The organism is Sphaerospermopsis aphanizomenoides BCCUSP55 (assembly GCF_001586785.1).
GTDB classification, from domain to species: domain Bacteria; phylum Cyanobacteriota; class Cyanobacteriia; order Cyanobacteriales; family Nostocaceae; genus Sphaerospermopsis_A; species Sphaerospermopsis_A aphanizomenoides_A.
In genome coordinates this window covers 1-26,528 of the sequence record NZ_LUFH02000016.1, presented here as the reverse complement: position 1 = coordinate 26,528, position 26,528 = coordinate 1, and the positions used below count along the sequence as shown (strand labels likewise).

At 36.6% G+C, this 26,528-nt stretch carries 24 protein-coding genes; all 24 read right to left on the bottom strand.

Annotated features, from left to right (window positions below; all coding sequences use genetic code 11):
* Nucleotides 1-89: 89 nt before the first annotated feature.
* The 24 genes from A0J48_RS06140 to glyA all read right to left on the bottom strand — a co-directional run bounded on the left by A0J48_RS06140 (nucleotide 90) and on the right by glyA (nucleotide 26,209).
* Nucleotides 90-1,640, bottom strand: coding sequence for a beta strand repeat-containing protein (locus A0J48_RS06140; protein ID WP_200321303.1), 1,551 nt, complete (start codon nucleotides 1,638-1,640; stop codon nucleotides 90-92).
* Between the two features lie 632 nt (nucleotides 1,641-2,272).
* The gene (locus A0J48_RS06135; protein WP_200321302.1) at nucleotides 2,273-3,217 is read right to left on the bottom strand and encodes a glycosyltransferase family 2 protein; all 945 of its coding nucleotides are present in this window, start codon (nucleotides 3,215-3,217) and stop codon (nucleotides 2,273-2,275) included.
* Nucleotides 3,218-3,299: 82 nt separating this feature from the next.
* Nucleotides 3,300-3,875, bottom strand: coding sequence for an acyltransferase (locus A0J48_RS06130; RefSeq protein WP_200321301.1), 576 nt, complete (start codon nucleotides 3,873-3,875; stop codon nucleotides 3,300-3,302).
* Nucleotides 3,876-3,881: 6 nt separating this feature from the next.
* A complete protein-coding gene (locus A0J48_RS06125) occupies nucleotides 3,882-4,811 on the bottom strand; it encodes a glycosyltransferase (protein ID WP_200321300.1) in 930 nt (309 codons plus the stop codon).
* Nucleotides 4,812-4,971: 160 nt separating this feature from the next.
* Entirely contained in the window at nucleotides 4,972-5,781 is an 810-nt protein-coding gene (locus A0J48_RS06120) for a sulfotransferase family 2 domain-containing protein (RefSeq protein WP_200321298.1), read from the bottom strand.
* A 5-nt stretch (nucleotides 5,782-5,786) separates the two neighbouring features.
* Nucleotides 5,787-6,764: a glycosyltransferase family 2 protein gene (locus tag A0J48_RS06115; protein WP_200321297.1), complete on the bottom strand. Its 978-nt coding sequence runs from the start codon at nucleotides 6,762-6,764 to the stop codon at nucleotides 5,787-5,789.
* Nucleotides 6,765-6,800: 36 nt separating this feature from the next.
* The gene (locus tag A0J48_RS06110) at nucleotides 6,801-7,907 is read right to left on the bottom strand and encodes a glycosyltransferase family 4 protein (RefSeq protein ID WP_200321296.1); all 1,107 of its coding nucleotides are present in this window, start codon (nucleotides 7,905-7,907) and stop codon (nucleotides 6,801-6,803) included.
* The gene (locus A0J48_RS06105) at nucleotides 7,907-8,806 is read right to left on the bottom strand and encodes a hypothetical protein (protein ID WP_200321295.1); all 900 of its coding nucleotides are present in this window, start codon (nucleotides 8,804-8,806) and stop codon (nucleotides 7,907-7,909) included. Before A0J48_RS06105 ends, A0J48_RS06110 begins: the two co-directional genes overlap by 1 nt.
* Before the next feature lie 13 nt (nucleotides 8,807-8,819).
* Nucleotides 8,820-9,845, bottom strand: a complete 1,026-nt coding sequence (locus A0J48_RS06100) for a glycosyltransferase family 2 protein (protein ID WP_200321294.1) — start codon at nucleotides 9,843-9,845, stop codon at nucleotides 8,820-8,822.
* Between the two features lie 114 nt (nucleotides 9,846-9,959).
* The gene (locus A0J48_RS06095) at nucleotides 9,960-10,982 is read right to left on the bottom strand and encodes a glycosyltransferase family 2 protein (protein WP_200321293.1); all 1,023 of its coding nucleotides are present in this window, start codon (nucleotides 10,980-10,982) and stop codon (nucleotides 9,960-9,962) included.
* 8 nt (nucleotides 10,983-10,990) lie between these two features.
* Nucleotides 10,991-12,226, bottom strand: coding sequence for a glycosyltransferase family 4 protein (locus A0J48_RS06090; RefSeq protein ID WP_200321292.1), 1,236 nt, complete (start codon nucleotides 12,224-12,226; stop codon nucleotides 10,991-10,993).
* Nucleotides 12,223-12,585, bottom strand: a complete 363-nt coding sequence (locus A0J48_RS26800) for a hypothetical protein (RefSeq protein ID WP_234300754.1) — start codon at nucleotides 12,583-12,585, stop codon at nucleotides 12,223-12,225. The genes A0J48_RS06090 and A0J48_RS26800 overlap by 4 nt, the downstream gene beginning before the upstream one ends.
* A gap of 45 nt (nucleotides 12,586-12,630) precedes the next feature.
* Complete coding sequence (locus tag A0J48_RS26795) at nucleotides 12,631-13,086, bottom strand: class I SAM-dependent methyltransferase (RefSeq protein ID WP_234300753.1); 456 nt, start codon at nucleotides 13,084-13,086, stop codon at nucleotides 12,631-12,633.
* Nucleotides 13,083-14,258 carry a glycosyltransferase family 4 protein gene (locus A0J48_RS06080; RefSeq protein WP_200321291.1) on the bottom strand — a complete coding sequence of 392 codons (1,176 nt, stop codon included), beginning with the start codon at nucleotides 14,256-14,258 and terminating at the stop codon, nucleotides 13,083-13,085. The genes A0J48_RS26795 and A0J48_RS06080 overlap by 4 nt, the downstream gene beginning before the upstream one ends.
* A 46-nt stretch (nucleotides 14,259-14,304) precedes the next feature.
* Entirely contained in the window at nucleotides 14,305-15,369 is a 1,065-nt protein-coding gene (locus A0J48_RS06075) for a polysaccharide pyruvyl transferase family protein (RefSeq protein ID WP_234300752.1), read from the bottom strand.
* Nucleotides 15,370-15,690: 321 nt separating this feature from the next.
* Nucleotides 15,691-16,416, bottom strand: a complete 726-nt coding sequence (locus A0J48_RS06070) for a TylF/MycF/NovP-related O-methyltransferase (protein ID WP_200321289.1) — start codon at nucleotides 16,414-16,416, stop codon at nucleotides 15,691-15,693.
* Between the two features lie 30 nt (nucleotides 16,417-16,446).
* A complete protein-coding gene (locus tag A0J48_RS06065; protein ID WP_200321287.1) occupies nucleotides 16,447-17,700 on the bottom strand; it encodes an ABC transporter ATP-binding protein in 1,254 nt (417 codons plus the stop codon).
* 85 nt (nucleotides 17,701-17,785) lie between these two features.
* A complete protein-coding gene (gene cysC, locus A0J48_RS06060) occupies nucleotides 17,786-18,382 on the bottom strand; it encodes an adenylyl-sulfate kinase (protein ID WP_325078583.1) in 597 nt (198 codons plus the stop codon).
* Nucleotides 18,383-18,818: 436 nt separating this feature from the next.
* Nucleotides 18,819-19,658, bottom strand: coding sequence for an ABC transporter permease (locus tag A0J48_RS06055; protein ID WP_200321283.1), 840 nt, complete (start codon nucleotides 19,656-19,658; stop codon nucleotides 18,819-18,821).
* Between the two features lie 54 nt (nucleotides 19,659-19,712).
* Nucleotides 19,713-20,138 (bottom strand): hypothetical protein, encoded by a 426-nt coding sequence (locus A0J48_RS06050; protein ID WP_200321282.1) that lies wholly within the window; start codon nucleotides 20,136-20,138, stop codon nucleotides 19,713-19,715.
* A 190-nt stretch (nucleotides 20,139-20,328) separates the two neighbouring features.
* The gene (locus tag A0J48_RS06045) at nucleotides 20,329-21,762 is read right to left on the bottom strand and encodes a glycosyltransferase family 4 protein (protein ID WP_200321280.1); all 1,434 of its coding nucleotides are present in this window, start codon (nucleotides 21,760-21,762) and stop codon (nucleotides 20,329-20,331) included.
* Between the two features lie 504 nt (nucleotides 21,763-22,266).
* Entirely contained in the window at nucleotides 22,267-23,550 is a 1,284-nt protein-coding gene (locus A0J48_RS06040; protein WP_200321278.1) for a competence/damage-inducible protein A, read from the bottom strand.
* 79 nt (nucleotides 23,551-23,629) lie between these two features.
* Nucleotides 23,630-24,679 carry a glycosyltransferase family 4 protein gene (locus A0J48_RS06035; RefSeq protein ID WP_200321276.1) on the bottom strand — a complete coding sequence of 350 codons (1,050 nt, stop codon included), beginning with the start codon at nucleotides 24,677-24,679 and terminating at the stop codon, nucleotides 23,630-23,632.
* Between the two features lie 246 nt (nucleotides 24,680-24,925).
* Nucleotides 24,926-26,209 (bottom strand): serine hydroxymethyltransferase, encoded by a 1,284-nt coding sequence (glyA, locus tag A0J48_RS06030; protein WP_200321274.1) that lies wholly within the window; start codon nucleotides 26,207-26,209, stop codon nucleotides 24,926-24,928.
* Nucleotides 26,210-26,528: the final 319 nt, after the last annotated feature.

The following is a 26,528-nucleotide window of genomic DNA, read 5'->3' as shown; positions in this document are numbered from 1 at the left end:
AGATCCCCAGCTTCTTGAAGAAGTCGGGGATCTAAAAAATGAATATCAACGTTTAGTTTTGAAAGATGCTTGTTTGTCTGGTGTTACCTTTAGACAATTATAAAGTCTGATGCTGCTAAAGCAGGAGCGCCAGTTAAGGTTGCGAAGTAGCCGCCACCAGTACCAGCCCCAAAAGTACTGCCATTAGCGTTATAGTATAGCGCACCATTATCTAAATTATAAACAATCCGTGCGCTGCTCTTATCCATATTAGCGTTGCTTGCACCAAAGTTACCAAAAGCAAAATCAGTTAAAGGTGAACCAGCGGTATCTACTATTGAACCGAAAGTATTAGTTTTGTCAAGCTGGATCTTATCTTGTCCAGAGACAAAGTCTATGATTATATCCTGTCTGATGGATGTAGTACCAGAGCCTGATGCAGTTAAACCAGCGCCACCAAAGGCAAAAGTGTCAGCGCCATCATTACCTCTGAGAGTGTCAATACCCACTTTTCCATTCATGGTGTCATTTCCTGAACCACCAGTGAATGTATTATTGGCACTATTACTGTTGTTTATCTCAATCACAGTACCAGTAGAGTTACTGAGAATAACATTGGCAGTACCAGTTGCTGTCACATTGATGAATTCAACTTCTGCCGAGGTACTGAAAGACCCATTGGTATAAACAGTATCACTTCCTTCTCCCACAAGTTCTACTACTGTATCTAACAAGTCAATGTAGTAGATATCGTCACCTACACCACCTGTTAAAGTATCAGTACCTGCACCAGCGGTTAAGGTGTCGTTTCCAACTTCACCAAATAAGCTATCATTATCATTACCACCATCAATGTCATCATCACCAAATGATCCATAAATGGTATCGTTACCATTCAAGCCATCGAGTATGTTGTTTTGGCGGTTGCCGATAATCACATTGGCAACACCATTGCCTTCACCAACAATCGGGCCTCCTACAGCAGGCGCTCCGGGAGCAGCGAGAGTCAAGTTTTCTATCTGAGCTGCTCTGGGGTCGAATTGGATTCCAGGTGAACCGGTTGATAAAGAAAAGTCTACTTTAGCAAAAACGGTATCTATTCCACTACCACCGTCACTATATTCGTCTATGAATAAATTGCCACTTGTAGAATCCACCGTATAGGTATCATCTCCAGCGCCACCTATCAATCTACCAGTACCAGAACTACCGGTAATTTCTATATAGTCATTACCCAATCCTCCTCTAACTGTAGATCCACTACCACCTTTCATGACATCTGAACCATCTCCACCTATCATGGTGGTGTTGGAAGCATAACTGACAAACACATCATTACCCGCAGTACCAGTACCAGTAATACCGTTAGCCCGCAGATTGAGTGTCAGTCCTGCTCCTCCAGAGGTAGCAGTAAAACCTTGCACACTGGCTAAACTATAGTTGATAGTTGTATTGACTACTGTCTCGTCATCAGCATCTACAACAACGTCGCCTGAGTTATCTACATAATAGAAGTCTCTACCGGCACCACCAATCATGGTGTCAGCACCCTCCAGACCATCAATTACATCGTTACCGCCTGTACCAGGAAAATTGCCATAGATGTCTGGAGATGAGTTGTCGATGGTGTCGTTGCCGGGTGTACCTCTAAAAGTTGGCATACTTATAAGCTCCTTTTGTGTTCGTTTGAAGTATAGAACTTAAAACTAAATTTGTCTTGTCATATCAGGATAAAAAATCTTCTTATTTAAACTTGGTAATATCTTTATATAAATTTTAAATTTAATTTAATCTTGTTGATTTTAGCAAGATATTTTAGGGAGCAATAAGTTGCCTATACTTAGGCTATTTCATTAAAATTGAAAACTCTTCTAAATCTAACATATCGCTTATGGCTATGTCAAATTATAAGTCATAATTATAATGTAAAATCATCTAACTCTACGCTGGTAATTGGTAATTGGAAAAAACTATTGCCTCTTGCCTTCCCTATCGCTTAATTTGCAACTGACGTTATTGATGAGAAATTTTAATTGAGAAGGTTTTTGGTTGTGGAACATTCAATTATCATCACATAAATATCATCACATAACTAAAATTCCGACAATATGGATTATACGTCCAAGTAGTATATGTGATATATCGCTTATAGCCATATCTCCATCCAGTTCAGTTAGAGCCAAAAATACTTCAGATGGGTAGGTTGGGTGGAAAGTAGACACCAGAAGGGTAGCTTGACGCATGGTGTTTAAACCAAACAAACTGGTAAAAATTTTTAGTTTTGTTTCTCAACTCAATCTGAGGATGCTCCTGAACTGAAGGGTACTGAGTTATGTTCTCTGCTATTTAGATAGGGCTTTATTTTTTGTAAAGGGACTATTTGTTTTCTTTTTAAGAAGCGATAAATATGAAAGCATTCTTTGGCTACAGGATTTCTAATTTCTCTTTTTTCCCAAGCTATTGAATAGCCTCTATAAAAACCTTCTAACATATAAATTGGGCGAAGAACTTTGATGCCAAACCACATTCCTTTTAAAGTAGTGCCTATTAAAGAAATGGGCAAAATATTTGTAGGCGCGTTAAAATAAGGAAATAAAATATCATTTTGACGACCAAATACATCAGGTCGTTTGGAAATTCTATTTGGTGGTTGGTAATGATGAATAGGATCAGCCATACCTAAACGAACATAATACCCTTTTTGAAGAAGACGAATACAAACATCTCCTTCTTCTCCCATATAAAAGAATAATTCTCGATAGCCACCTACGCTCATAAATTTTTCTCTATCAACAGCATGAGCAGCTGCAACATAAGCATGAGTGACATATATTTGATTTCGGTCAGGAGCTTTTGTCCATATAGTTTTATCCTGCAAAATATTGATAAAAGGAATAGCTACTGCACCGACTTGTGGATCATCAAATTCTTGCAGAGTTTGTTCAATCGTGTATTGAGAATCAAGAATTGAGTCGTCATCAAGGGGAAAAACTATTTTTGTTTTAGATAGCTCAATTCCTTTGTTGCGTTGATAACAAGGCCCTTTGTTTTCTGATGATCGATAATACTGGATGTCAGGAAAATCACAAGACATCATTTCGCTTGTACCATCTGTAGAGTTATCGTCCATAACGATGATATCAACGGGAACACTCTGATTTTTTGCAGCTTGAATAGCTTTTTTTAGTAGTTCTGATCTATTATGTGTAGTAAAAACGATAGTGGCTTGAACAGTCATAATGGATAAAGTATAAAACTATATCAAATAAAACTAATTTTTGTTGAAGATAGCAAATTTTAAATTAAGTTTATAATAATATTCATGAATAAGTTCTTTGCTTAATTACTTTAGCAGGAACTCCTACTGCGATCACACCTGCTGGAATATCTTTTGTTACCACACTACCCGCCCCGATGATCGCGCGATCGCCTATTGTGACACCTTTTAAAATTGTCACATTAGCTCCAATCCATACACATTCGCCAATCGTAGTAGGTTTGGAAATCATTGGTTGTTTCAGGGGTGGTAAACTGGGATTACAACCATGATCATGGTCGGTAATGTAACAACTAGGCCCTATAGCACAATCTTTACCAATATTTATTGATTCAGTTGCATCAATAAAAGTATGGCGGTTAATATAAGTATCTGCACCGATAAAAATTTTGGGATGGGGTAGGGAGTCACCACTGCACAAAAGAGTAACTCCCTGATCAAGCGCACAGTTAGCTTCGATTTCAATATCGCTATAGTTGCGAGAAATTTCCACTTGCTTCATCCAGACATAACCGTGCAGTTTGACTCCTAAAGCACGATAATAAAAATTACGCCAACGGCTTTCTAAGCCATCAGTTAACCGTTTCCCTTTAATCAAACAAAATTGAACAATGTGCATTGGCTATTAGGTTGATATAATTTGAGCGATCGCTCGGATTTTTCCTGTCAATACTTTTGGTAAATCAAACCAACCCTGCAATTTTGTCAGAGAAGCCACAATTCCAAATAGTTGTAGCACAGCTAATTTAATATAATACTGCCATTGTTGACGACCGAGAATTTTAGTCATTACATAATGACGATTAACTAAATCCATTTCTGCTAAAACACCCGGATCATTTTTATGATCACCGGGTTGGCTATCATGAAAAATCCGAGATGTACGTGCATTAGCTAATTTCCAATTTTTCCCGACTGTCAGTGACAAGGTAACATCTTCCAACATGGAGTAGCCAGTAAAAATCTCTGGAAATAAGGGATGGGGTAATGCTTGACGACGATACAGTACACAGGTTGTATTTAGCCATTCTACACTCACTACTTCTGGTAAATCTTCCCTGTCTTCCGGTAACAGATTCATTGCCGGTCCAATACACTTACCTGCATAACTACTTTCATAATGACCATGTAAAAATTGAAAAAGCAATCGGCTAATGCGTCCAGGAGGTAAATATTTTTGATTAGTAATCATAGCGTTAACCCCCCCAATGTGCGGATCAGTTTGTAAGGAATTCCACAATCTGGCTACACATTCTGGTTCAAATAAAATATCATCATCTAACAACCAAATAGTGCTTTGAGTTGCGTAATTCATTGCTTGATTACGTTGAATAGCCGCACCAAGTTTTATTGCTCGATAGTAGTGAATTTTGGTAATTAATCCGGGAATTGAACTTTCACAAAGTTGTTTAGTGCTATCATTATCTGAACCATCTACCACAATCATTTCTAAAGGTTGCGCTGACTGTTGAGCCAAACTGTCAAGCATTCTTCTGAAGGGTTCTGAGCGATTCCGTGTGGGAACTAAAGCACTAATAGGCAGTTTATTTTTCATTTACAAAGTATTGAAACCTGATTGTTGCCTTAGCTAATAGGTTGGTTGAATTACAAAAATCATTAATATTAACTATATTTTGGAAATTAAAGCTTTAAATTTTTTTGAATCTTTTTAAAAGAACAACTCTAGCTAAATTATAGGTATTTCCCCAGTGCTGCTAAAATTTATTCATGCGTTTTTGCATTTCTAAAGTTTGGACAAAATCATTTTTAAATTCATCAACTTGTTGTTCAAATTTCTGTTGACCATATTCATACAATGCCATATCTAAAGAATTTTGCTGTTTAATTATATCTATAATATCATCATCAATATTATTTTTGAGAGCTTGTTGCTGAGGAGTTATATTCTGTTGTACATAAAGCGGAGGTCGCCAGTTAAATGCGTTTCTGAGTAAAACTAATGTTTCATCAAATCGCTCAACTAATCCGACTACAGAAAACTTGTTTTCCAAATTATGTTTAGCAACTGTTAAGATTTCCTCATCATTGGATACATGATTTTTACTCAGACCGAATATCATCCTTGTTTGGAGGTTATTATCACTTAAATCACTCAGTATATACTCCTTCAGACTCATTGATTTTACTCTTTCATGATTAGTCACAGAGGAACTACGACAGAGATAGTTATAGTGGGAAATTGTGCGACTAACTGGATTTCTGAGCAGAGTAAAATATGTAGCTGGACAAGATAAAAACTCATGTAAACCAAAAGCAAAATGTCCACGAATTAGTTTTAATTTACTACGCTTATCACTTCCTAGTTCAGCTAATATATGGCGATTCTCTATGCCATCAAATCTAAAAGTCAACTGCTTTTTGTATTGTTGGTTGATAATGCCATTAATTGTTGTCCCTCCCGCCTTGGGAATATGCAAAAATATTATGACCTGATTTTTATCACTACGTTTTCCCAGATCGATAATTTCAGGGTTTATCTCTGATAAAGATTTAAATGTTTCCATCTGTTTCAATAATTTTTAATTGGTTGTGATTGCTTAATTATTTTTTGTAATTCTCGTTTAAATTTTGCCGTTATTTCAGCAGCTTCAAATCCCAAAAAATGATATATTATTTGATAAAATATGGTTACTTTAGAACTTGGTAACTTGAAATCATGTTCTGAATCATAGATTTTTTTGATAATACTTTTAGCCCAACTAGAGTTGAACAACCAAATCATCCTAGCACAATCAAATCTAGATTTATTGATAGCATAAAGACGCTCATTGTTTAGTTCATTAATTAACTTCAGATGTGATTCTAGTTGTTCTGTAATTGCCAAACGATGGTGATAGGTTAATGTTTTATCTTTTTTACAGACTGTTGACTCACTCCACTGTCTATAAACTGAACCAGAATCATGGCAATATTCAAATTTTTTACCTGCTTTGAGAAGTCGTAAATACAAGTTATGTTCTTGACAAACAGGTTGATCAGCTTTCCATCCTCCCACATCTAGAATAGCCTGTTTTTTCCAAAGCGGACTTCCTGTTTGTGGTAAATACCAAAGAGCTAGTAAAATCCAAGGATCATGAGGTTCAGGAATAGGGAAAATTTCTTGTTTCACCATTTTTGATTCCCAATACTCAAAAATACTAGGACTGTAGATTATATCGGCACTAGTAACTTGATCTAAAAAATTGATTTGTTGTTCAATTTTCCTAGGAAGTAAATAATCATCTGCGTCCAGATATTGTAACCATTCCCCTGTACTTAATTCTAATAAACGATTACGTGCAACATTCCCACCTCTATTTTCTCCTGTTTGCCAACGAATAGAGTCACCAAAACTTTGAATTACTGCTAAACTTTCATCTGTAGAACCATCATCAACAACGATTACTTCTTTGTTGGAATAGGTTTGATTCAACGCACTTTCTATAGCTTGTGCAATCCATTTTTCTGCGTTATAGCAGGGAATAAGAATACTGACTTTTGGATTCATAATTAATGCAAATGTAATTGTAAAATTAAAGCATAATCAATTCTGGCTATTCTTTAATACTGCATCGTAAACATGATAAGTTTTTAGTCCCATATCGTCCCAATTGAATTTATCGCATTCATGCTTAACTAAATCACTCAGGTTACTTAAATCAATTTCAGTGCTTTTTTTCAAAGCTTTTAATAAGCCTTGATCATCTTTATCTTCATACAGCAACCAATCTGCGGTACCTAAAGTTTCGGCTATACTCTTTGTGCGAGGAGCAATAATAGGTTTATTATAAGACATTGCTAAAATAATACTTGCTGAAGTTAAAATCTTCTCAAAAGGAAGTACGACTACATCAGCAGCACTAAAAAAAAGATGTATTTCACTATCTTCTATAAAATATGGATGTATGAACACTCCCTCTATACTATTAGCTTGCTCAGTCAATTTTGAACCATAAACCTCATCTAAGGGTTTACCTGCTATTAACAGGGTACATCCTTGATGAAATTCTTTGTTTTCTCCCCAAATTTTCAGTAGTTTTTCAATGCCCTTATAAGGTCTTAACATACCTAAGTTTAGATAAACATGACCAGATTGTGGTATTCCCAAGGCTTGACGTGCTGATAAGGGGTCTATTAATTCACTGTAAATGTTCCGATAGTTACCAATAGGAATAACTGCGGCTTTCTGCTCATTGATATGATAAATTTCCGAAAATTCGCTCAGTGCTGAAAAACTATGAAAAATTATTTTGTCTGCAACTTTGAAGATAATTTTTTGAATATTTTTTTCTAACCGTGGAAACTGACTATCGTGAGAGACATGATTGTGTATTGTCCAAACTATTTTTACGTTGGCACTTTTAACCAACATAATATCAATTAACAATTTAATTCCATAAACAAGTTTAATTAGAATATTTTCTCCTTTAAGATAAGGAGTAAGCCAATGAAGATGTAAAATATCAATATGTTTGCTATTTTTTATAGCCCTGAATATAGGAAAAATTCTCCGATAGCCAAAAGGAAATATGACATTTGCTCCTTGAGGTTCCAAAGATTTAGATAACAATTCTTGATAGGGGTTAATAATGCGATAATCTGGCATCATCAAAACTCTTAATGGTTTTATGGAAGAATTATTAGGAATCATTACTTTAACTCTTTGAGAAAATTATTCTGCACTAAATGACGAATTCCTTCGTTGTACATCAAGTGTCTAATTCTGCCTACGTAGTGACGAGAAGGAGAACCATTTATACTTCCTTCTAAATGTACATCATAAGCTGATGGTAACAGTTCTACTCCATAACGAGAACTACACAAAGCATAAATAGTTTGTTCAATGCGCCAAAAATGCCCAATAATATTTGGTAGGGATAAAAATTCTTCTATCCAATCGAAATTCAAGGAGTTTTTGTGAATAAGTCCTAATCCTGAATTTACTCTTGCAGCTAAGTCAAAACCCAGATGAGTTTTCACCGTTTCTGGTTCAACTGTGTAAGCACTTTCCACATCTCCATTGAATGTGTTGAGTTGATAATCTGGATTTTCGATTTGTTTTAGTAGTGCTGTAGGTTCTTCAAAAAACAAAATATCACTATCTAGCAGTAGCAATCGCTCACTCTGCAAATATGCAGCAAAGTCAAATACCTTTGGTGACAGGTGATTTGTTTTGCGAAACTCCAAACAACGAGGATAGGATGATAATAATGCTAAAACTTTTTCATCAGCTTGTTTTCTGTCAATGATCCTAGCGTTTGGAAAGTGATACTGTAGAATTGTAATATTTTCCTCAGTTAGAGTTCCATCATCATGAATGCACAGAGCATATTGACGCTGAGAAAAATGATAAAAAGACTTTAAAGCCCAAACTAAATTTAACCAATCATTGGCAGAAGTTAGAACATGAATTTCACAGTTTAAATCATTTGTGTTGACAATAGGTTTAGTCTTGAGTATGGAATGTCTGACACTATCTCGGTAGTATGCAGTCCATAAACCATGTTGATATTTTTGTTTAATTTTGAGTACAATAGAGCCAAGAGACATAAATTACTAATCCTTATTTTCTGCTCAAACCCAGAGCTTTGCGAAACATTCCCCATGTTGCTCGATGAGCTAAATATGATGGATGGTGAATAAGCATTTTCAATGTTGCAGAAATAAACTTGGTTGTCTCATGAGTTTCATAAAGTTTAGCAACCTTGCTTAAATGCATAAAATACTGATATTCAGCAACCTTTTTTTGAACATAAATCTGATCCTGTATAGATAGTTTAGGCAGAAATCTGGGAATAATTTTCAAGTCTTCTTCTCTAAAAGCACCTAGATTACCTTTAGAAACAGTTTTGCTCTTACTATGTAATCGCGCTTTGGCTAATACTTCAGGTAGTATTTTAGGTGTGATGCCATCTACTAGCAACCGCATACCAAATTCCACATCCATACAATAGTGGAGAGACTCATCAAAAAAACCATATTCACGTATAATTTTGCTGGACATAAAGTTGGAGACTTGAATCGCAACTGATCTGGGTCCCTCCCAGCGAATTAAAGTTTCTTTCATTCCTGCAAATGGCACAGGAATTAGTTTTTCCAAAAAACCTCCCTGTTCATCAATATATTCTGCATGACTGGTAACCCAATAAGTGTTGGCATCTTTTTGAAATTGGTCTGCAATTTGATAAAAAGTTCCTTTGGTATATACATCATCACTGTTTATATATGCCCATATATCTCCTGAAATTTTCTTTAATCCTTTGTTAATAGCATCACTCTGACCATTATCTTTTTCACTTACCCAGTACGTTAAATAATCGGCATATTTTTTAATAATGTCTATACTATTATCTGTGCTACCTCCATCAATGATGATATATTCCAAATTAGGATAGTTTTGTAGCAGTACAGAGCGAATTGTTTCTTCTAAAAATTGACCTTGGTTGTAAGAAGCTGTAACAATACTAATTTTGGGATAGATATGTTGATCAAGATTTAAAATAGATAATTTTTCTGTTTCCTCAGTCCACGGAAATCCAGTTTTTCCATCAGGTGGCAGAGGAAGTTTGTTAATCAATCCATGTGACATTTTTTGATTCATCTTGATTTTAAGTCTGACAATGTAAAATAAACTTAGTTATGATAGGCGAGTATTATCTTGCCCAATAAAATCAATAAAAAGTAATTTATTTGAATGTATATCCTATTTACATAAAATAGATTTAATCCGGTTACTAAAGGCTGACGTTAATAGAATATGAGGGTGATGCAAAATGATTCGGCAGATTTTTACATACCTGGTAAATTTATTATCTTGTAATTGCAGAGATTTTTCTACTTCATTCAACAGCAAATTTTGGTACAACCAGTTTCCTTGAAGTAACCATCGTTTTTGGTGCGATATTTTTGTCAACCTACTCCACAGCAATGGATGAACAAGCTGTAGTAATTCTTCTGCTACTTTTTCACTTTGGTTGGATTTTTGATAAGGTGTAAATCTGAAACAGGAAACTTCACTATTAACACTTCCCACTTGTCCTTCTGCCTCTAAAATTCTTAACCAGTAATCATAATCCATTACATAATTAAGTTCCTCTTTAAACAAACCAACTTTATTCGTAATGCGTCTTGTCCAAAATACTTCAGGCTGAACAAATTGGCGTTTTTTCCACCACACATTCCATAAATCTAAAATCTCTTCCAACTTTTGGATATTGCCAAATTGCTCGCCTATCTTTTCACCTTCTTTATTTACATAACGACATATTCCGTGTACTAAATCAGTGTTAGGAAATTGGTGAAAATGTTCTGCAATTTTAAACAGTGTGCCTGGTAAATAATAGTCATCACTATTAAGATAGGCAATGATATCACCTGTTGATCTAGCTAGACCTTTATTAATAGCATGAGCTTGACCGTTATCAGGTTCACTTACCCAATATGATAACCATGATTCATATTTCTTGATAATGTCAATACTATTATCTGTGCTACCGCCATCAATAATAATATATTCTAAATTGGGATAATTCTGTAGCAGTACAGAGCGAATAGTCTCTTCTAAAAAGTGTCCTTGGTTGTAGGAAGGTGTAATAATACTAATTTTTGGATATCTATTTTTATCATCACCTAACTCTAAAATACAGGCATTTTCAGATAAATTTTCTGTTTCTTCATGCCAGGGAAATCCTGTTTTTCCCTGTGGGGGGTTTGGTAGTTTTGGCATTACTTCATTCAAGATGACAAAGATTGTGATTGCAGCACTTGTTGATATAGTTCTATATACTTTTTTGCTTGCAGTTCTAAGCTATATTCGTTAACAGCTATTACTCGACAATTTTTACTCATGGTTGTGCGTAATTTTTCATCTTCTAGGAGACTGACAATACCATTGCGGAAATCTTCTACATCTTCTAGTTGTGCTAAATAACCAGTGATGTTATGACGTACTAGGTCAGGTACACCACCAACTTTAAAAGATACCATTGGAGTTCCACAAGCCATGCTTTCTTGTAAAACTAAGGGTAAATTATCAGCACGGGTGGGAAAAATAAATAAGTCAGCCGCAGAGTAAGCCACAGATTTTAAGCGATCGCTGCTAATGTAGCCTAAGTTAACAGAAGGTATCCCCACTTCTGATGTAATTGCTTCACTTCCATTACCAAAAGTCAGGAGTATGGTTTCTGATTTCAGCGATGCAGGTAATTGTTGCAGAACCTTCAACAGTAAATCTCCACCTTTGCGGGTATATTTAAAACTTTCTGCACCAAACAAAAGAACTTTTTTATTTTTAGGAATATCTAATACTGTTTTACATAACAAAGGGTCTAAAGGTTGAAAAGAAATTGTATCAATCCCATTGGGTATTTTGTGAATAGGAAAGCGACTTAGAATACTCTTTTTAGCCAGATCAGTCAACCAATCACTGAGAGTTACTATAGTCAAATTTGACTTACTATAAACCCACTCTTTAAGTTTCCATTCTATGTGAGTGCTATCAAAATAATTGGATGGATGTGTAGTAGGACAAGGACATTTATGACAGCCAGTTTTCCAGCGTTCACAATCAAAGCTATAAGCGCACTGACCAGTAAAGCTCCACATATCATGGAGAGTAAAAATACCAGGTTTAGTTGCAGTTAATTTAGGAATAACTAGGTAATTAAAATAAGTATTGTGCAGGTTATGAAAATTGATAATATCTGCATCTTGATAAAATTGGTGCTTGGGAATATCAAAGCTACTAACCAGATGAAGATGGTTTAGTCCTACACGCCTTGTAAAGCGATAAATTTGACTTTCAATCCGAAATTTACGCGGGATAGCAGCTATGCGCTGATCAGCAATTTTAGCAATCCCAACTAACAGTTTTGAATCAACACCTTGATTTAATAAACCTTGATGAAGACGATATCCTGCTATACCTGCTCCTCCAACCATATCTGATTGGTTAATGTGCAAAACTTTCATAGCACTGGTTTTACAGCCTCCATATAGAGAGAATCTGGTTTGTAAACAGAACCATCAGGTTCTGTATCTAAATTAAATCTAGCCCAGTCAGGAATATAACTTGCATCCGCATTTCTTTTTGTAATTTTTTCTAGTCCACATCTTTTTAATAATTCATATAATGAGTAATGATCATACATCCATTGGTGAATTTCTCCACTTTGCCTAAATTGACCGAGTTGCAGTGCATTTAATTCTGTGGGACTAAGAATAATCTTCAGAATTGCTTGATGGCGATAGTCCGGATGTTTCAATATACAATAAATCTGTTTTAACCATTTTTTAATCGATTTCTCAGCAGCAGGTTGCGAAGAAGACATTTGTTTTTGCGCTGCTGCTAAGTTAATTTTTTGAACTTCTACTACTCATCGTCTAATGACAAAATCTTGATTAGAAATATCTTTTCGGTAAAGGAAACTGCCCATTTCTCCTCCTGAACTATTTCTAACTGTTTGATCATACATCTCTAAAAGCATCCATTTGTAGTTCTCTTCCCATTCCTTATCACCGCTACTAGCTCGCTCTAAACAATGCAGATACATTCTAGCTATTTGCTCAAGATCCGGAACTACTACTCTTAAAATTCCTTGTGGGCGTAAAACGCGGTAGCACTCTTTTATGAAAGGTTCTGCTTCTGATTTATGAAAATGCTCCAGCAAATGAGAGTGATAAACCACATCAAAAGACTCATCAGGAAAAGGAATACCTTGTCTTAGATTATGAGCTATAACACCTTCAGCAGTGGATACAAAATTGATGTTTGTCCACTCAGGGTTAAGCCTAGACCCACAACCAAGATTTAATTTTTTTTTAAAATTCATAAATTTATTAATTTATTGAACAAAGCTTCATAACTGGCAGCACATAAAGAAATGTTAAATCTTTTAGAGTTTAAAATAGCGTTTTTTGAATGTTCCATAAGTAAAGATCTGTTTTCAAAATACAATTCCATAGCCTTTGCCAATTCCAAAACATCTACATTATGAGAATCATTAAGTTTGATAGTCAAACCAGATTGACGATTTTGAAACTTAAGCATTTCTGGAATACCACCAATAGCAGTAGCAATAGTAGGCTTCCCTAAAATTAAATATTCAATAATTGAATTTGGTAAACTCTCCCCAGCAAAATAAGTGGGCAAAAGACCGACATCAAAAGCATCTATCCAATAAAATGGCTCTGAAGCATGACCGACAAAATAAATATTCTTTTCCGTTTTACACTCACTTTCTAGTTTGTTTAAGTATTCGCTAGAACCAACTAGAATCAAATAAATATTATTAACGTATGCAAGACTTTTAAAAGCTGTAATCGCGGTTTCCCATCCCTTTTCAGGAATGCCTCTTGCTACCATGCCGAACACAAATGTGTCTTCGCTAATGCCCAGCTTCTTTCTAGCATCTTTGGGGAATGTTTTTTCAATAAAAGATATTCCATTATAAATTTTTGTACATTTATCTTTAGAAGTAACTAATTCCTGCATTAATTGCAGATTGTTATCAGAAATGCAGACTATTTTATTAGCTCTGTTACAAATTTCTTTTACCTTGGCAGCAGTAGTAATACCCTTATTCAATACATATCTATAATCTCCGTGGTCTGTGATAACGAAAGGTATTTCCGAAGTTTTGAGACAGCTAGATATAAAGGCATCAGAATGATAAAGATGACTGTTTATGATTTCAATGTTGTATTTAGATAGTATAAATTTTAAATGTAATTCTTTAATCCACAGCCAAACATTAAAACTTATTCCTAAAAAATGTAGAAAATAATTAATTTTTTTGCCTAAAAAATCAAAAAATCTAGGCAGTCTTACAACTTCAACCTGATCGGGGATTAAAGATAAAACATTATCAATTCCTCGAGAATCACAAACTTCATAATCATAAATACAAACGAAGTTATTATTCACTAGATTGTCCGCTAGACGCACCAGGAAAGTTTGCGCCCCACCTAATGCCAGACTTGAGATAGACAACAATATTTTCATTGAAAATAAATTAATAATACAGATAATCTTATTAAATTTATTGCTTCTATTTAACTGCCATATTAAATTGAGAACGCCATTGCTTTATCGGTTCTGGATCTAGATATATCTCTGTCATACTCGGGGAAATGATCCAATTTTTTATTTTATCTATTTCTCCTCTTTTTACAGTAGGCAAACCAGTATCTTTAGCAATTTCAGCGGCTCTATTATCAATTTCCAGAATTAAGCTCCTGCGACAAGATAAAAGACATTTTATACCCCCATGTAATCTAGTGCCAATATAATCAAACTCTATATCAGATTCTAAAAGATTATTAAATCCCTCAAGAGAATGTTCTAGTAAAATCAATCTTGATTTTAAGTTATTGATAATATTACTATCTTTTACTCTACTACTGCCTACAATCTCAACATTTACAGTCATATTATTAATGGCCAATAAAAGTTCAATAATATAATCTAAATCCCCCTTACCTTGAGGCCAAAATATAACTGATTCATAATTATCTATAGCTGTTTCTATAAGCTGCTTATCAAGTTGATAGTCCTTTGCATAGTCAGTAATCATTACCAGAACAGTTCTTGATTTCCTGTGAGGTATCTTAGAAAAATCAAATTCCAGAAATGGCCACATGGTTGGACATCCTGTGTTGAGAACATTTTTTATGCCGATAGAATTTAATTGTTTAAGTGTATAACTATCTCTTGTAGAGTGAATAATTTTTTTAGATAGCAAACAGTTAATAGATAATTGTGTATATAGATCAGGTGTGGACTCGTACTTTGCCCAACCTACCCCAAACAAAATAGCTTTTCCTAATGTGATTTTTTGTTTAAGTGAAAGTTTCCATTGCTGGAATGATTTCATATGAGAATTTAATAGATTAGTTCCCCCTGCAAATATCAAATCACATTTAGAAGCTATTGATAAGTGGTGTTTATAAGAAGGGACAACATGAGTAGATAATTCAAACAAGTTGACGTTAGGAAACAAAGAAAAAAGCTCTCGCTTTACAGCCTCTTCAATAATAAAATCACCTAAATTTTCACTGGGACGTTTTTGGTTATCACGTAAAGCCGGATTAAATAGACAAATATTCATATTCATTAAATGTTCCTCAAATCTCAAAAAATAAATTTAATTAGATATTATGTGTTTGGTCTAAATCACAAAAAATATAAATTATTTATTCTTCATCTTCTGAAAAAGAATTGTTAAATAATGATGTTGATGTATTTATTTGGAGTTGCTTAGTATGGAAATTACCAATTACATATAGCTTGAAAATTTAAATCAACAAATGAATAATAAAATAGGAAATTTCATGATTTTAACTAGGAATGCTATATTGAATTTCCATTCTTAATTCAAATGCAAATATTTCCTTGATTCCATTTTTTATACAACAACCGTTTTGCATTACTATCTTTATCTTTTGATTATATGTAATCTTTCTTTCATGAGAAAATCGTAATTATTCTTTTTGTCTTGAAAAAAATCGTCTACTGCTTTTCTCGCACCAGACCAATCATTATAATCATCAATAACAAAAGTTCCACCAGTTACCAAACAAGGTTCTATCCTCTGTAAACAAGTATAAACTGAGTCGTACCAATCACAATCAATGTGAGCTAAAACTACGGGTTTATCAATTATAAGAGTATCTTCAAAAAGACCTTTAACTAAATAGACATTGTTTTGACTCACATCGACATCAAAATTTTGAAAATTTTGGATAACTTTATCATAAAGATTTTCTTCATAGCCATAGTAAGTTTTATTTCCTATTCCTTGAGAATTACCACTAGCAATTATGTTATATCGTTGATGTACATCTAAATCATCTTTCTCAGAAGGAGGGGGAATCATGCCAAAAACGTCATAAACGTAAACTTCCCTATTTTGGGATTTTACACTGGCAATAGCGATCGCCGATCCACCTAAAGCACATCCAGTTTCTATAATGATACCACTGACTTTATTGTTGTCATACTCTATAGTCGCGTTCATGATGTCAATCAGAGCGCCCCTGCTTAGATATGTCAGATGCTGACTGAGAACATTTGAAGCTATTTTTGATAAACGTATATCTAAAGGTTCATGAACAAATTTTTTCAACAAAGCCTTACTTTTTTGTTTGAACAATTTAAGCATGATATTGGGTATTTCCTAATTTAATTGCCACTAACTCCAACGGTGTGGAATACAAATACTGCCATATTTTCCATCAGAAAGTATGGGATATCCTCTGATATGACCTTGATTAACGTCTAAAATAGCCGCTCCCTCTACATGGTCTTGTAATTCACTATCATTCATAATTGCCACATTCATTCTGTAGCGTCCAGGGACTAACAGTAACTCATCTATTTCACAAATAATCTTCTCTCTCTGCCCTGAACTGTTAATATCTTCATCATGCAATTGGTTAATACTGCTGAAACTTGTTACAGGTTGACCATACTGGTCATAAATTGTGAACACGCATGATATTTTAGGTTTTCCTGCGGTGAGATAGAAAATAAAGCGAGCAGGACGGCCTGTTGCTAAGGTTGCTGCAGAATAATCATCACCAGAAGAAACATCTAGTCGGGAAAGACGGACTTCACCTTTACCTTTGCGGTCTTGCCGATCTAATATATTATTAGAAACTGATTGTTCAAGGGTTTGTAAATAAGTAATAACAGCTTGGGAAGCACTGTCATCAGTAACTACCGTTCCTTGGTTAAGGAGAATACCTCTATTGCATAGAGTTTGCAAAATACCTAAATTGTGACTAACGAATAAAATACTCCGGCCTTCTTTGCCGACATCTTCCATTTTTCCCAAACACTTTTTCTGAAATTTAGCATCACCCACTGCTAATACTTCATCTACAATTAAAATCTCAGGCTCTAAATGTGCCGCTACTGCAAAAGCCAGTCTTACATACATTCCTGAAGAATAACGCTTCACAGGAGTATCTAAAAACTTTTCTACTTCGGAAAAAGCAACAATTTCATCAAATTTGCGTTTAATTTCTTCTTTACTCATCCCCAAAATTGCACCATTGAGAAAGATATTTTCTCTACCAGTTAATTCTGGATGAAACCCTGTTCCTACCTCCAATAAACTCGCAACTCTTCCTTTAATTTTGATGCTTCCTTGGGTTGGTTCTGTAATTCTACTTAAAATCTTTAATAGGGTTGATTTTCCAGCCCCATTACGACCAATAATCCCAACTCTGTCACCTTGCTTAATCTCAAAAGAAACATCTTGGAGCGCCCAAAATTCTTCAAAAGTCTGATTTTCGGTTTTGGCTTTGGGATTAATTAAACTACCAATGGATTTAATCTGATTAGCTATCACATCCCGAAGAACAGTATAGCGTTCCTGCTTTTGGTGTCCAATAATATATTTTTTGCTGATGTTTTCAACGCGAATAACTGTGTCTGGCATAGGTACAAATTTGGTGGAGAGAAACATTAACCATGCTTCAAGGTTAATGCTTCTCTAATCATGACAAATCATCTCAACTAGAAAATTATAAACAAGCAGAAGATACAGCTACATTGCTACACAAAATATCGAACTGCTCTATTACTTTAGCAACACTTTTTTCCAGAGCTTCTTGATCGGTCAAACATTCGACTTCTGGTTTTAAAGGTGGTTCATAGGGATCATCAATACCTGTGAAAAACTTAATTTCCCCTTGACGCGCTCGTCTATACAAGCCTTTAACATCACGATTTTCACAAGTTCCCAAGGGTGCATTAACATAAACTTCAATAAAATTACTACCAATTTTTTGCCTTACCTCTTCCCGCACATCACGATAAGGTGAAATAGCCGAAACCAATACTATCACGCCATTACGAGTTAATAACTGAGCAACAAACCCAATTCTTCTGATATTTTCATCTCTATCTGCCCTGCTAAACCCTAAATCCCTGGTCAGATTTAGGCGTACTATATCTCCATCTAATACCTCTACTTTGAGTCCCCGGTTACGCAATATTTTCGCAACTTCAGTGCTGATAGTTGTTTTGCCCGCACCACTCAATCCTGTAAACCAAATTGTTGCTCCAGTATCTGTCATGTTTAACTCCTTGGTATCATTAATGTATATCAAAAGTGGTATTACTTATTTTTCTGTGGGCTTGACCTCAATTATTGATGAGTTGTAGATAAAATCTGCCAAAAGGCTACTACCTGTTATTCGGTAATTAGCTACTTCCCACCAAGCAGCTTAGATATTTATCACACCCCTGATGACAGTATAATCTTTTTGATCCTGATGTCCAATAATACACCCCAGAAAAGAGAATAGGCTGGTTGAAAATCTATTGGTATCTGGCTTTGTTATTAAATTTTTTACCTCCTGCGACCTACAATCGACTGTATATTTTCTGCCAATAAATTTGGCTCAGTATAATTTATTACTATCTGTAATTTGGGGTATTATCGAAATAATCACGCCTAAAACCGGACTTCGTCCAAAGTTTTTGGAGCGGGTTACAAATCCCCGTTATAAAAACTGCCTTATGCCCTCTGCCTTCGTTATATAGCGCATCTGTCTAAATTACATCTGCAAACTTTCTTTCCATACTGCGAAAATACCAAATTCCACTAAATAATAGTAAAAATACAAGTATCAACGATATGATAAATCCTGGTAAATATAAATTTGACTCACTACCCAAAATTGCCCAACGGAAACCATCAATTACCCCTACCATTGGGTTTAATGAGTAGATGAACCGCCACTGTTCGGGAACAATACTACTACTAAATCCTACTGGTGAGATATAGAGTCCAAACTGGACAATAAACGGCACAATATAACGGAAATCCCGATATTGAACATTCAAGGAAGCAAACCATAATCCTGCTCCCATTGAAGCTGCAAAAGCAATAGCAATAAATAAAGGTAGGGTCAAAATTCGCCAACTGGGAACAAAGTTATACCAAATCATCAATGCTAGTAAAATCATCCCAGAAATCATAAAGTCTACAAAGCTAACTACTACCGCGCTTGTAGGTACTACTAATCTGGGAAAATAGACTTTGGAAATTAGGTTAGAATTGGTAATTAAGCTTGTACTACATTCTGAAAGGGAATTGGCGAAAAACTGCCAGGGTAACATCGCCGAAAAGACGAGAATAGGATATGGTACACCGCCAGGAGATGGCAAGCCTGCTAACTTCCCAAACACAAATGTAAACACTACCATTGTTAGGAAAGGACGAATTAAAGCCCAAGCAATACCAATGACAGTTTGCTTATACCGCACTAAAATATCTCGCCATGCCAGGAAATAAAATAATTCCCGATAACGCCACAGGTCTTTCCAGTATTGTCCTTCTGTTCTTCCGGCTTCAATGATTAATTCTGATTGGGAAATGGGATCTTTCATATCATAAATTTGTTTGCGCCGCTCTCAATAGATGGGTGCAAATTCTGACAATTACTAGGTGTTTACCCAAAAATCTTTAATATTATTGCCACCAACTACTTGCGATTGCCTGAAGGTAAATTCTCCCACAGAAGGATTTCTATGGGGATTAATCACCCCTGTGGCCTGTTGCCAAAGTTCTGCAGGTGCTAATGACAACTCATAAGTTGATTCACGTTTACGGACGTGATACCATTTAGTTTCTTGGCAATTTTCACACCAAAAAGCCTCTAACCATTCACCCTCTAAAGGAACTGCGGTTTTGGCTGCGACTAATAGCAGGGCTTCTTTTCGTCTTATGCCTCTCTGTTGTAGTTGTCCAGCGCGTTCAGCAAATAAGCTGTATTTTTGACTCATACTATCCATATAACAGTTGTGTACTGGACAATAGATAGCTCGTCGTTTGGAACGATTCCGATTTCGGTCACACCTTCTCTGCACTTCGGCCTCCTAACAATTTGATCGAAAAAGATCACCAGAAGGTTGCGTTGGAGGGACTGAGATCAACAAGACCATCAAAGCCCTGCTCCTAATTTGAAAATTTCAGGTATTAAATTTTATAAACTAAGTTTTGTAAACTAGCGTCACATCTTACCACATTTGCGCTTTTTGTTCTAGTTTGCTTTCCAGGCTACAAACTAGACTTTTGTAGCACAGTAAAATATTCTTTGGCTATGATTTGCGGTGTAAAATTTGATTGCAAATACTTGCGAGATGCTTTGCCCATAAGTTCCGCTAATTTGCGATCGCTATTCAGCAGGCGAATAAATTCAGCTAGAGCAAGACTATCTCCGTTTTCTACACTCACTCCACACTTGCCATCAGCTATCATCTGTCGCAAATAAGAGTATTTTGAGCAAATCACTGCTATTGGTCGTCCAGCTGCTAAGGCTGGATAAAGCTTGCTAGGAGCAACAAGGCTTTCCATGTCTCTCTCTACACTGACCAAAGATAGATCACAAGCGGTCAGAGAGTAAGGCAGGACTTGCTTGTCTTGATAAGGTAGAAACAGAAAATTGGTTAGTCCTAATTTATTCACCGCCTCCATAAAGCTTTTTCTTTTTGCACCACTGCCGATGCAAACGAACTGTACAGGTTCGTCTCGTAATTGTTTGGCAGCTTCGAGAATGGTTTCCATATCGTGACACCTGCCCATATTACCAGAATAGAGGACGGTGAACTTGTTAACTAAATTATGTTGTTTGGCAAACCAATTCTTCTCTTTGGCAATGGGTACAATTGAATCAGGATCTCCCCAACTGTGAATCACAGATATTTTATCTGCTACTTCAGGACAGATGGCTATTACCCTCTCCTTCATATCAGGACTCAGAACGACAATCCCCTTGGCTCTACGCCAAATCAATTTGTTGATTCCTCTCCAAAACCCTGTCAACCAATGGTTTTTGGGTATTACACCCAAGGCGATCGCAATGTCTGGATACAGATCATAAATTAGACAAACGTAAGCAATTCTCAAACACAAGTGAGCCAAATATCCTGCTACAGGTAAAAAAGGCGGAGCAGAAGTTAGCAAAAACACATTGTGCTGACGGAAATTTTTAATGATATGTAGAAAAGCACGCAAGGTAAATAGAATACCATTTACTGCTTTGCCACGAATCCTTCCAGACCAAACTTGGGTAGAGCGCGATCGCTGAATGCGAATATCACCACCCAATTTTTCCACCGCCGGTGCATTGTCCGTAGAAAAAGCATAACTGGGCTGTCCTGTAAACACCTCAATGTTGACATCTTGTTGCTCTAGTTGCTTGACCAGTTCCTCAATCAACTGTCCGGTAGCAGCATAGTCTGGTGGGAAAAATTCCGTAATTATTGATACTTTTAGTGATTTATTAACTGGGTTTTCAATATGCTTAGAAGCGTCTGGCAAATCTATAGCAGATAAGCCCAATTTTGTAAAATTTCTATCCTGATAAAACTGTTTACTATCAGTAATGGTTTTTTTTGGCTTAATTATAACATCTGTATCATTTTGAAAATCCTGATTCGGAGATGTTGTGGGATGAGAGGTTCTTGATTTTTTCGTCGGCCAGAATGCCATGTGTGTAGTTTCCTGTAGAAAATTGTTATGCTTACAGGTAAGTAAGATTGACGACGATTATCTAGGAAATGTTCTTCCTCAATCGCTAGCTGTTCTTGGTTAAGTGTATATCACCTGTTATCAAAAGCTGATATTTTCAATGACAACATGGTAGATACCTGTTCCGGAAAAATTGGCTCTCTAAAAAACTAAGCACAATTACAGTCTGAAATTACAGCAATATTTGCATACTTCTTGATGCTAGGATACAGAGAAAATAAAGTTTTTAGACATTGAGTTGAGTAGAGCGGATAAAAAAGCATGATAAAAAAATATCTTGAGTAATAAAACAACCAGGCAGCAGTCTTTATCATTTTGATAAACTTGTTCTATATATACCAGAATTAAACTATTTAAAAAAGTTCCATGCACATTTTTTTTACATGATCAGTCAGTAAGACTGAAAAACTTTTGGTTAGATTTAGTGATTGTTCATCGAAACATATCACAGGTTCTAATACTCTACTAGTAGAGAACTGAATCATGATCAAGGCTATGTTCACGCCTGAGCAACCTGCGACGCAAATTATCCAAAGCCTGACAAGCACTCAGATAACGAATAAAAGATCGATTCCGCATCGTTCCAAGTTTACACTCATAAGTATCCACCTCATCTCCTGGACCTGCTAAACCAATATATACTAACCCTACTGGTTTTGTCTGGGTTCCTCCAGCAGGTCCTGCAATTCCCGTAATACTTAATCCCCAAGTAGTTGAGAGACGAGTTTTCACACCTACAGCCATTTGTGCAGCTACGGTGGTACTGACTGCCCCAAACTGCTCTAAATCTTCTGGGTTAACTCCCAACAACCCAACTTTGACGGAGTTGTCATAAGAAATCACTCCACCCCAGAAATAATCAGAACTACCAGGAGTTTCCGTCAACATTTGTCCTAGTCCTCCACCAGTACAAGATTCTGCTACAGCCAAGGTTTCGCCTTGCGATCGTAACAACTTACCAACTATAGCCGCTAAAGTATCATCGTCAACACCATAAAAATCTAAACCAGCAATATCTTGGAGTTGTTTTTCAACCGGTGCAATTAATTTTTCGGCTGCGCTTGCATTAGGGGCTTTGGCAGAAATTCGTAATCTTACTTCCCCGTTTCCTGCATAGGGGGCTACCGTCGGGTTAGCTGAATTCAAATAACCAGAGACTTTTTCTGCTAAAGCAGATTCACCAATACCCCAAAACTTTAAACTGCGGCTATAAATAATTTCCTGACCCCAACCTTGATGTTTGAGAAAAGGTACAGCTGTATCTGACCACATCCGATGCATTTCACTGGGAACACCGGGAAAGGTAAAAATGGTCAATCCTGGGCGGGGTTGCCAAATAATACCTGGTGCTGTGCCTGTGGGGTTGGGTAAAATATCCGCACCTTGAGGAATTAAGGCTTGTTTACGGTTACTGGGTGTCATTACCCTTCCACGTTGGGCAAATTTCTCAGCTATGTCTTCGATAATATCGGCTCTTTCTACGAGAGGAACACCGAAAAAATCAGCAATGGTTTCACAGGTGAGGTCATCTGGTGTAGGGCCTAGACCACCGGTAAAAATCAGAATTTGCACTCTGGAAGCAGCAATTTCTATGACTTGCTTGAGTCGTTCGGGATTATCCCCCACCACAGTTTGATAGTAGTGAGGAATGCCTAATTGTGCTAACTGTTGGGCGAGAAATTGGGCATTGCTGTTAAGGATATCTCCTAGAAGTAATTCAGTACCAACACAAATAATTTCTGCACTCATGGGATTAAACAAAAGGTGTGGGGTGTAGGGTTAACAGTAGAAATATTAAAGTTTCTTTTGCCTCTTTTCCTGATTCAAATTAAGATTGTCGAGACAGTTTCCAAACTCGCCAAATAGCAAAACTTAACAAAGAGGTAGAGGCACAAGCGTAACTTATCCCACTAGGAATGCCAGCAATAGCTAATGCTAAACTACCCACCCATAAAGTTAAAGAGTAAATAAACAAAACTGTTAATCTATGTGATAAACCTACTCTTAAAAGTCGGTGGTGTAAATGGCTGTGTCCATCAGCAACCCAAGGTAATTTACCTTTACGGAGTCGGGATAAAATCACAGCTGACATATCTACAATTGGTACTGCTAAAATCAAATAAGGCAAGATGACAGCAGTAAAAGCTGGGACTTTAACTAACCCAATTACACCGACAGCAGCTAAAGTAAATCCCATAAAATAAGACCCACCATCACCCATAAATATTTGGGCGGGGTTAAAGTTGTAACGAAGAAATCCTAATGCTGCACCAGCTAAGGCAGCTGCAATTAAAGCTGCTGCTGGTTGATGCATAAATAACGATACTAACAGCATCACTACAGCCGCAATTCCAGTTACTCCTGCTGCTAGTCCATCTAAACCATCAATCCAGTTAATAGCATTAACCATCCCCACTAACCAAATAACTGTAATTGGTAAACTCAGCCAGTCCAGATTGACTATGCCGATGGTGGGAATGGTAATGAAATCTATACTTACACCTGCTTTCCATGCACCAGCAGCCACAATCATTTGTATCAACAGGCGTACTAAGGCAGATAGGCTTAATAAATCGTCTGCTAAACCGATGAGAAAAAAGCCCAGACCACCTAGGATGACACCCCAAATTTGCCATTCTTTGTCTGGAGGTAGATTAGCAAAACCCCCCAACCACCAGACAATTATTAGAGATATGAAGGTACCTGCGAAAATAGAAACTCCTCCTAGGCGTACCATCGGACGTTGATGAAGTTTTCGACCACCAGGTTGATCTAATTGTCCGCTTTTGATGCCAATTTTTTTGACATCGGGTATTGTCCAAAGCACAACTATGGCGGCAATTAAGAAGGCAATCAGATGATAAATCTGAGCAGACATCGGTATTTTTTAAGAGGTATGTTGATATGAGAAAAATTGTGTGAGAGCGATTTACACCTATATCTACTACATTTGGGACATTTATTAGCATCGGGATTTTTACATACAGCATATTGCAGATCAATAAGGTACAAATTTTTATGACAAAGCCTTGCACCAACAGGGTTTTACTGCTAACTGCTGACTGCTGAAAGCTGCTGTATTAGATTTCAGATTGTGAGAGGACAATCCAAAATCTAATATTGCTTAAGCTAGAACTGGTACGGGAATTTCTAGGTGGGGATACAAGGGGAAGCGATCGCACAATGCTGCTACTCGCTGTTTACAATCTTTGGCTACTGTGTCTGAATCTGGGGAAAGTAGGCGATCGCTAATAATATCGCCAATTTCCTTGAATTCTGCTGCACCTAAACCTCGTGTAGTCATGGCTGGTGAACCTAATCTCAAACCACTAGTAACAAATGGTGATTCTGGGTCAAAAGGAACTGTATTTTTATTAGCAGTAATATTCACTCCACTTACTAGCTGGTCAGCTTTCTTTCCTGTCATGCCTACAGAACGTAAATCTACTAGCATTAAATGATTATCAGTTCCATTTGATACTAATTTTAATCCTCTGTTTTGTAGCTGAGTAGCCAAAGCACGAGCATTTTCAATTACTTGACCAGAATAAGTTGTAAACTCTGGCTTGAGTGCTTCACCAAATGCTACAGCTTTACCAGCAATAACGTGTTCCAAGGGTCCACCTTGAGTACCAGGGAAAACAGATTTATCTAGCTTTTTACCCAGTTCGGCATCACGGGTTAAAATCAAACCCCCTCTTGGACCACGCAAGGTTTTGTGAGTAGTTGTTGTCACAACATCACAATAAGGAAGGGGATTGGGATGATGGCCAGTAGCTACCAACCCAGCAATATGAGCAATATCTGCTAGTAGGTAAGCCCCTACTTCATCAGCAATGCTGCGGAATTTTTCAAAGTCAATGATCCGGGGATAGGCTGAATAACCACAAATTAGGAGTTTTGGACGTTCTTTCCGAGCTAAATCACGGATTTGGTCATAGTCCAGTTGTTCTGTTTCCTGGCTGACACCGTAGTGACGCACTTGAAACCACTTACCGGAAACATTGACTGGTGAACCGTGAGTCAGGTGTCCCCCATGTGATAAGTCCATGCCCATAATTGTGTCCCCTGGTTCTAACAAAGTTAGAAACACAGCAAAGTTAGCTTGTGCGCCAGAATGGGGTTGCACGTTGGCATGAGCAGCACCAAATAACTGTTTGGCTCTGTCAATGGCTATTTGCTCAATTTTGTCAACAAACTCACAACCGCCGTAATAGCGTTTACCGGGCAATCCCTCTGCATATTTATTGGTTAATACTGAACCTTGAGCCGCTAATACAGCAGCAGAGGTAAAGTTCTCGCTGGCAATTAATTCTAGGTGGTCACGTTGACGTTGTAGTTCTTGGTTAATTAATTCGCTAACAGCAGGATCTGAGGATTTAAGTATGTCCGAGTTGGTTTTGTTCACGTGATTTATCCTTGGAGAAATTGGTAAAATTGGAGATTTTGTTTTCAATACAGCACTGTAGTAACAGTCTTATAGCTGTTCATTTAATCTGTTTTCAGTGTTGACTTCTTTAATTATTCAATGTCCAGACAGTAAATGCTTTCGGATATCACCAAGTGGATTTTGAGTCTCAGTGTGGATATTTTCTATCATCCGGTTAACGGGGATGTCATCAACAGGTTGTAGGTGGTAGGGTATAGGGTGTAGGGAAGACAGCGTTGGCAGGAGCTTGAACTGTTTTTGGGTCTGTCTGTAAGCCCCACACCCCACACCCCACACC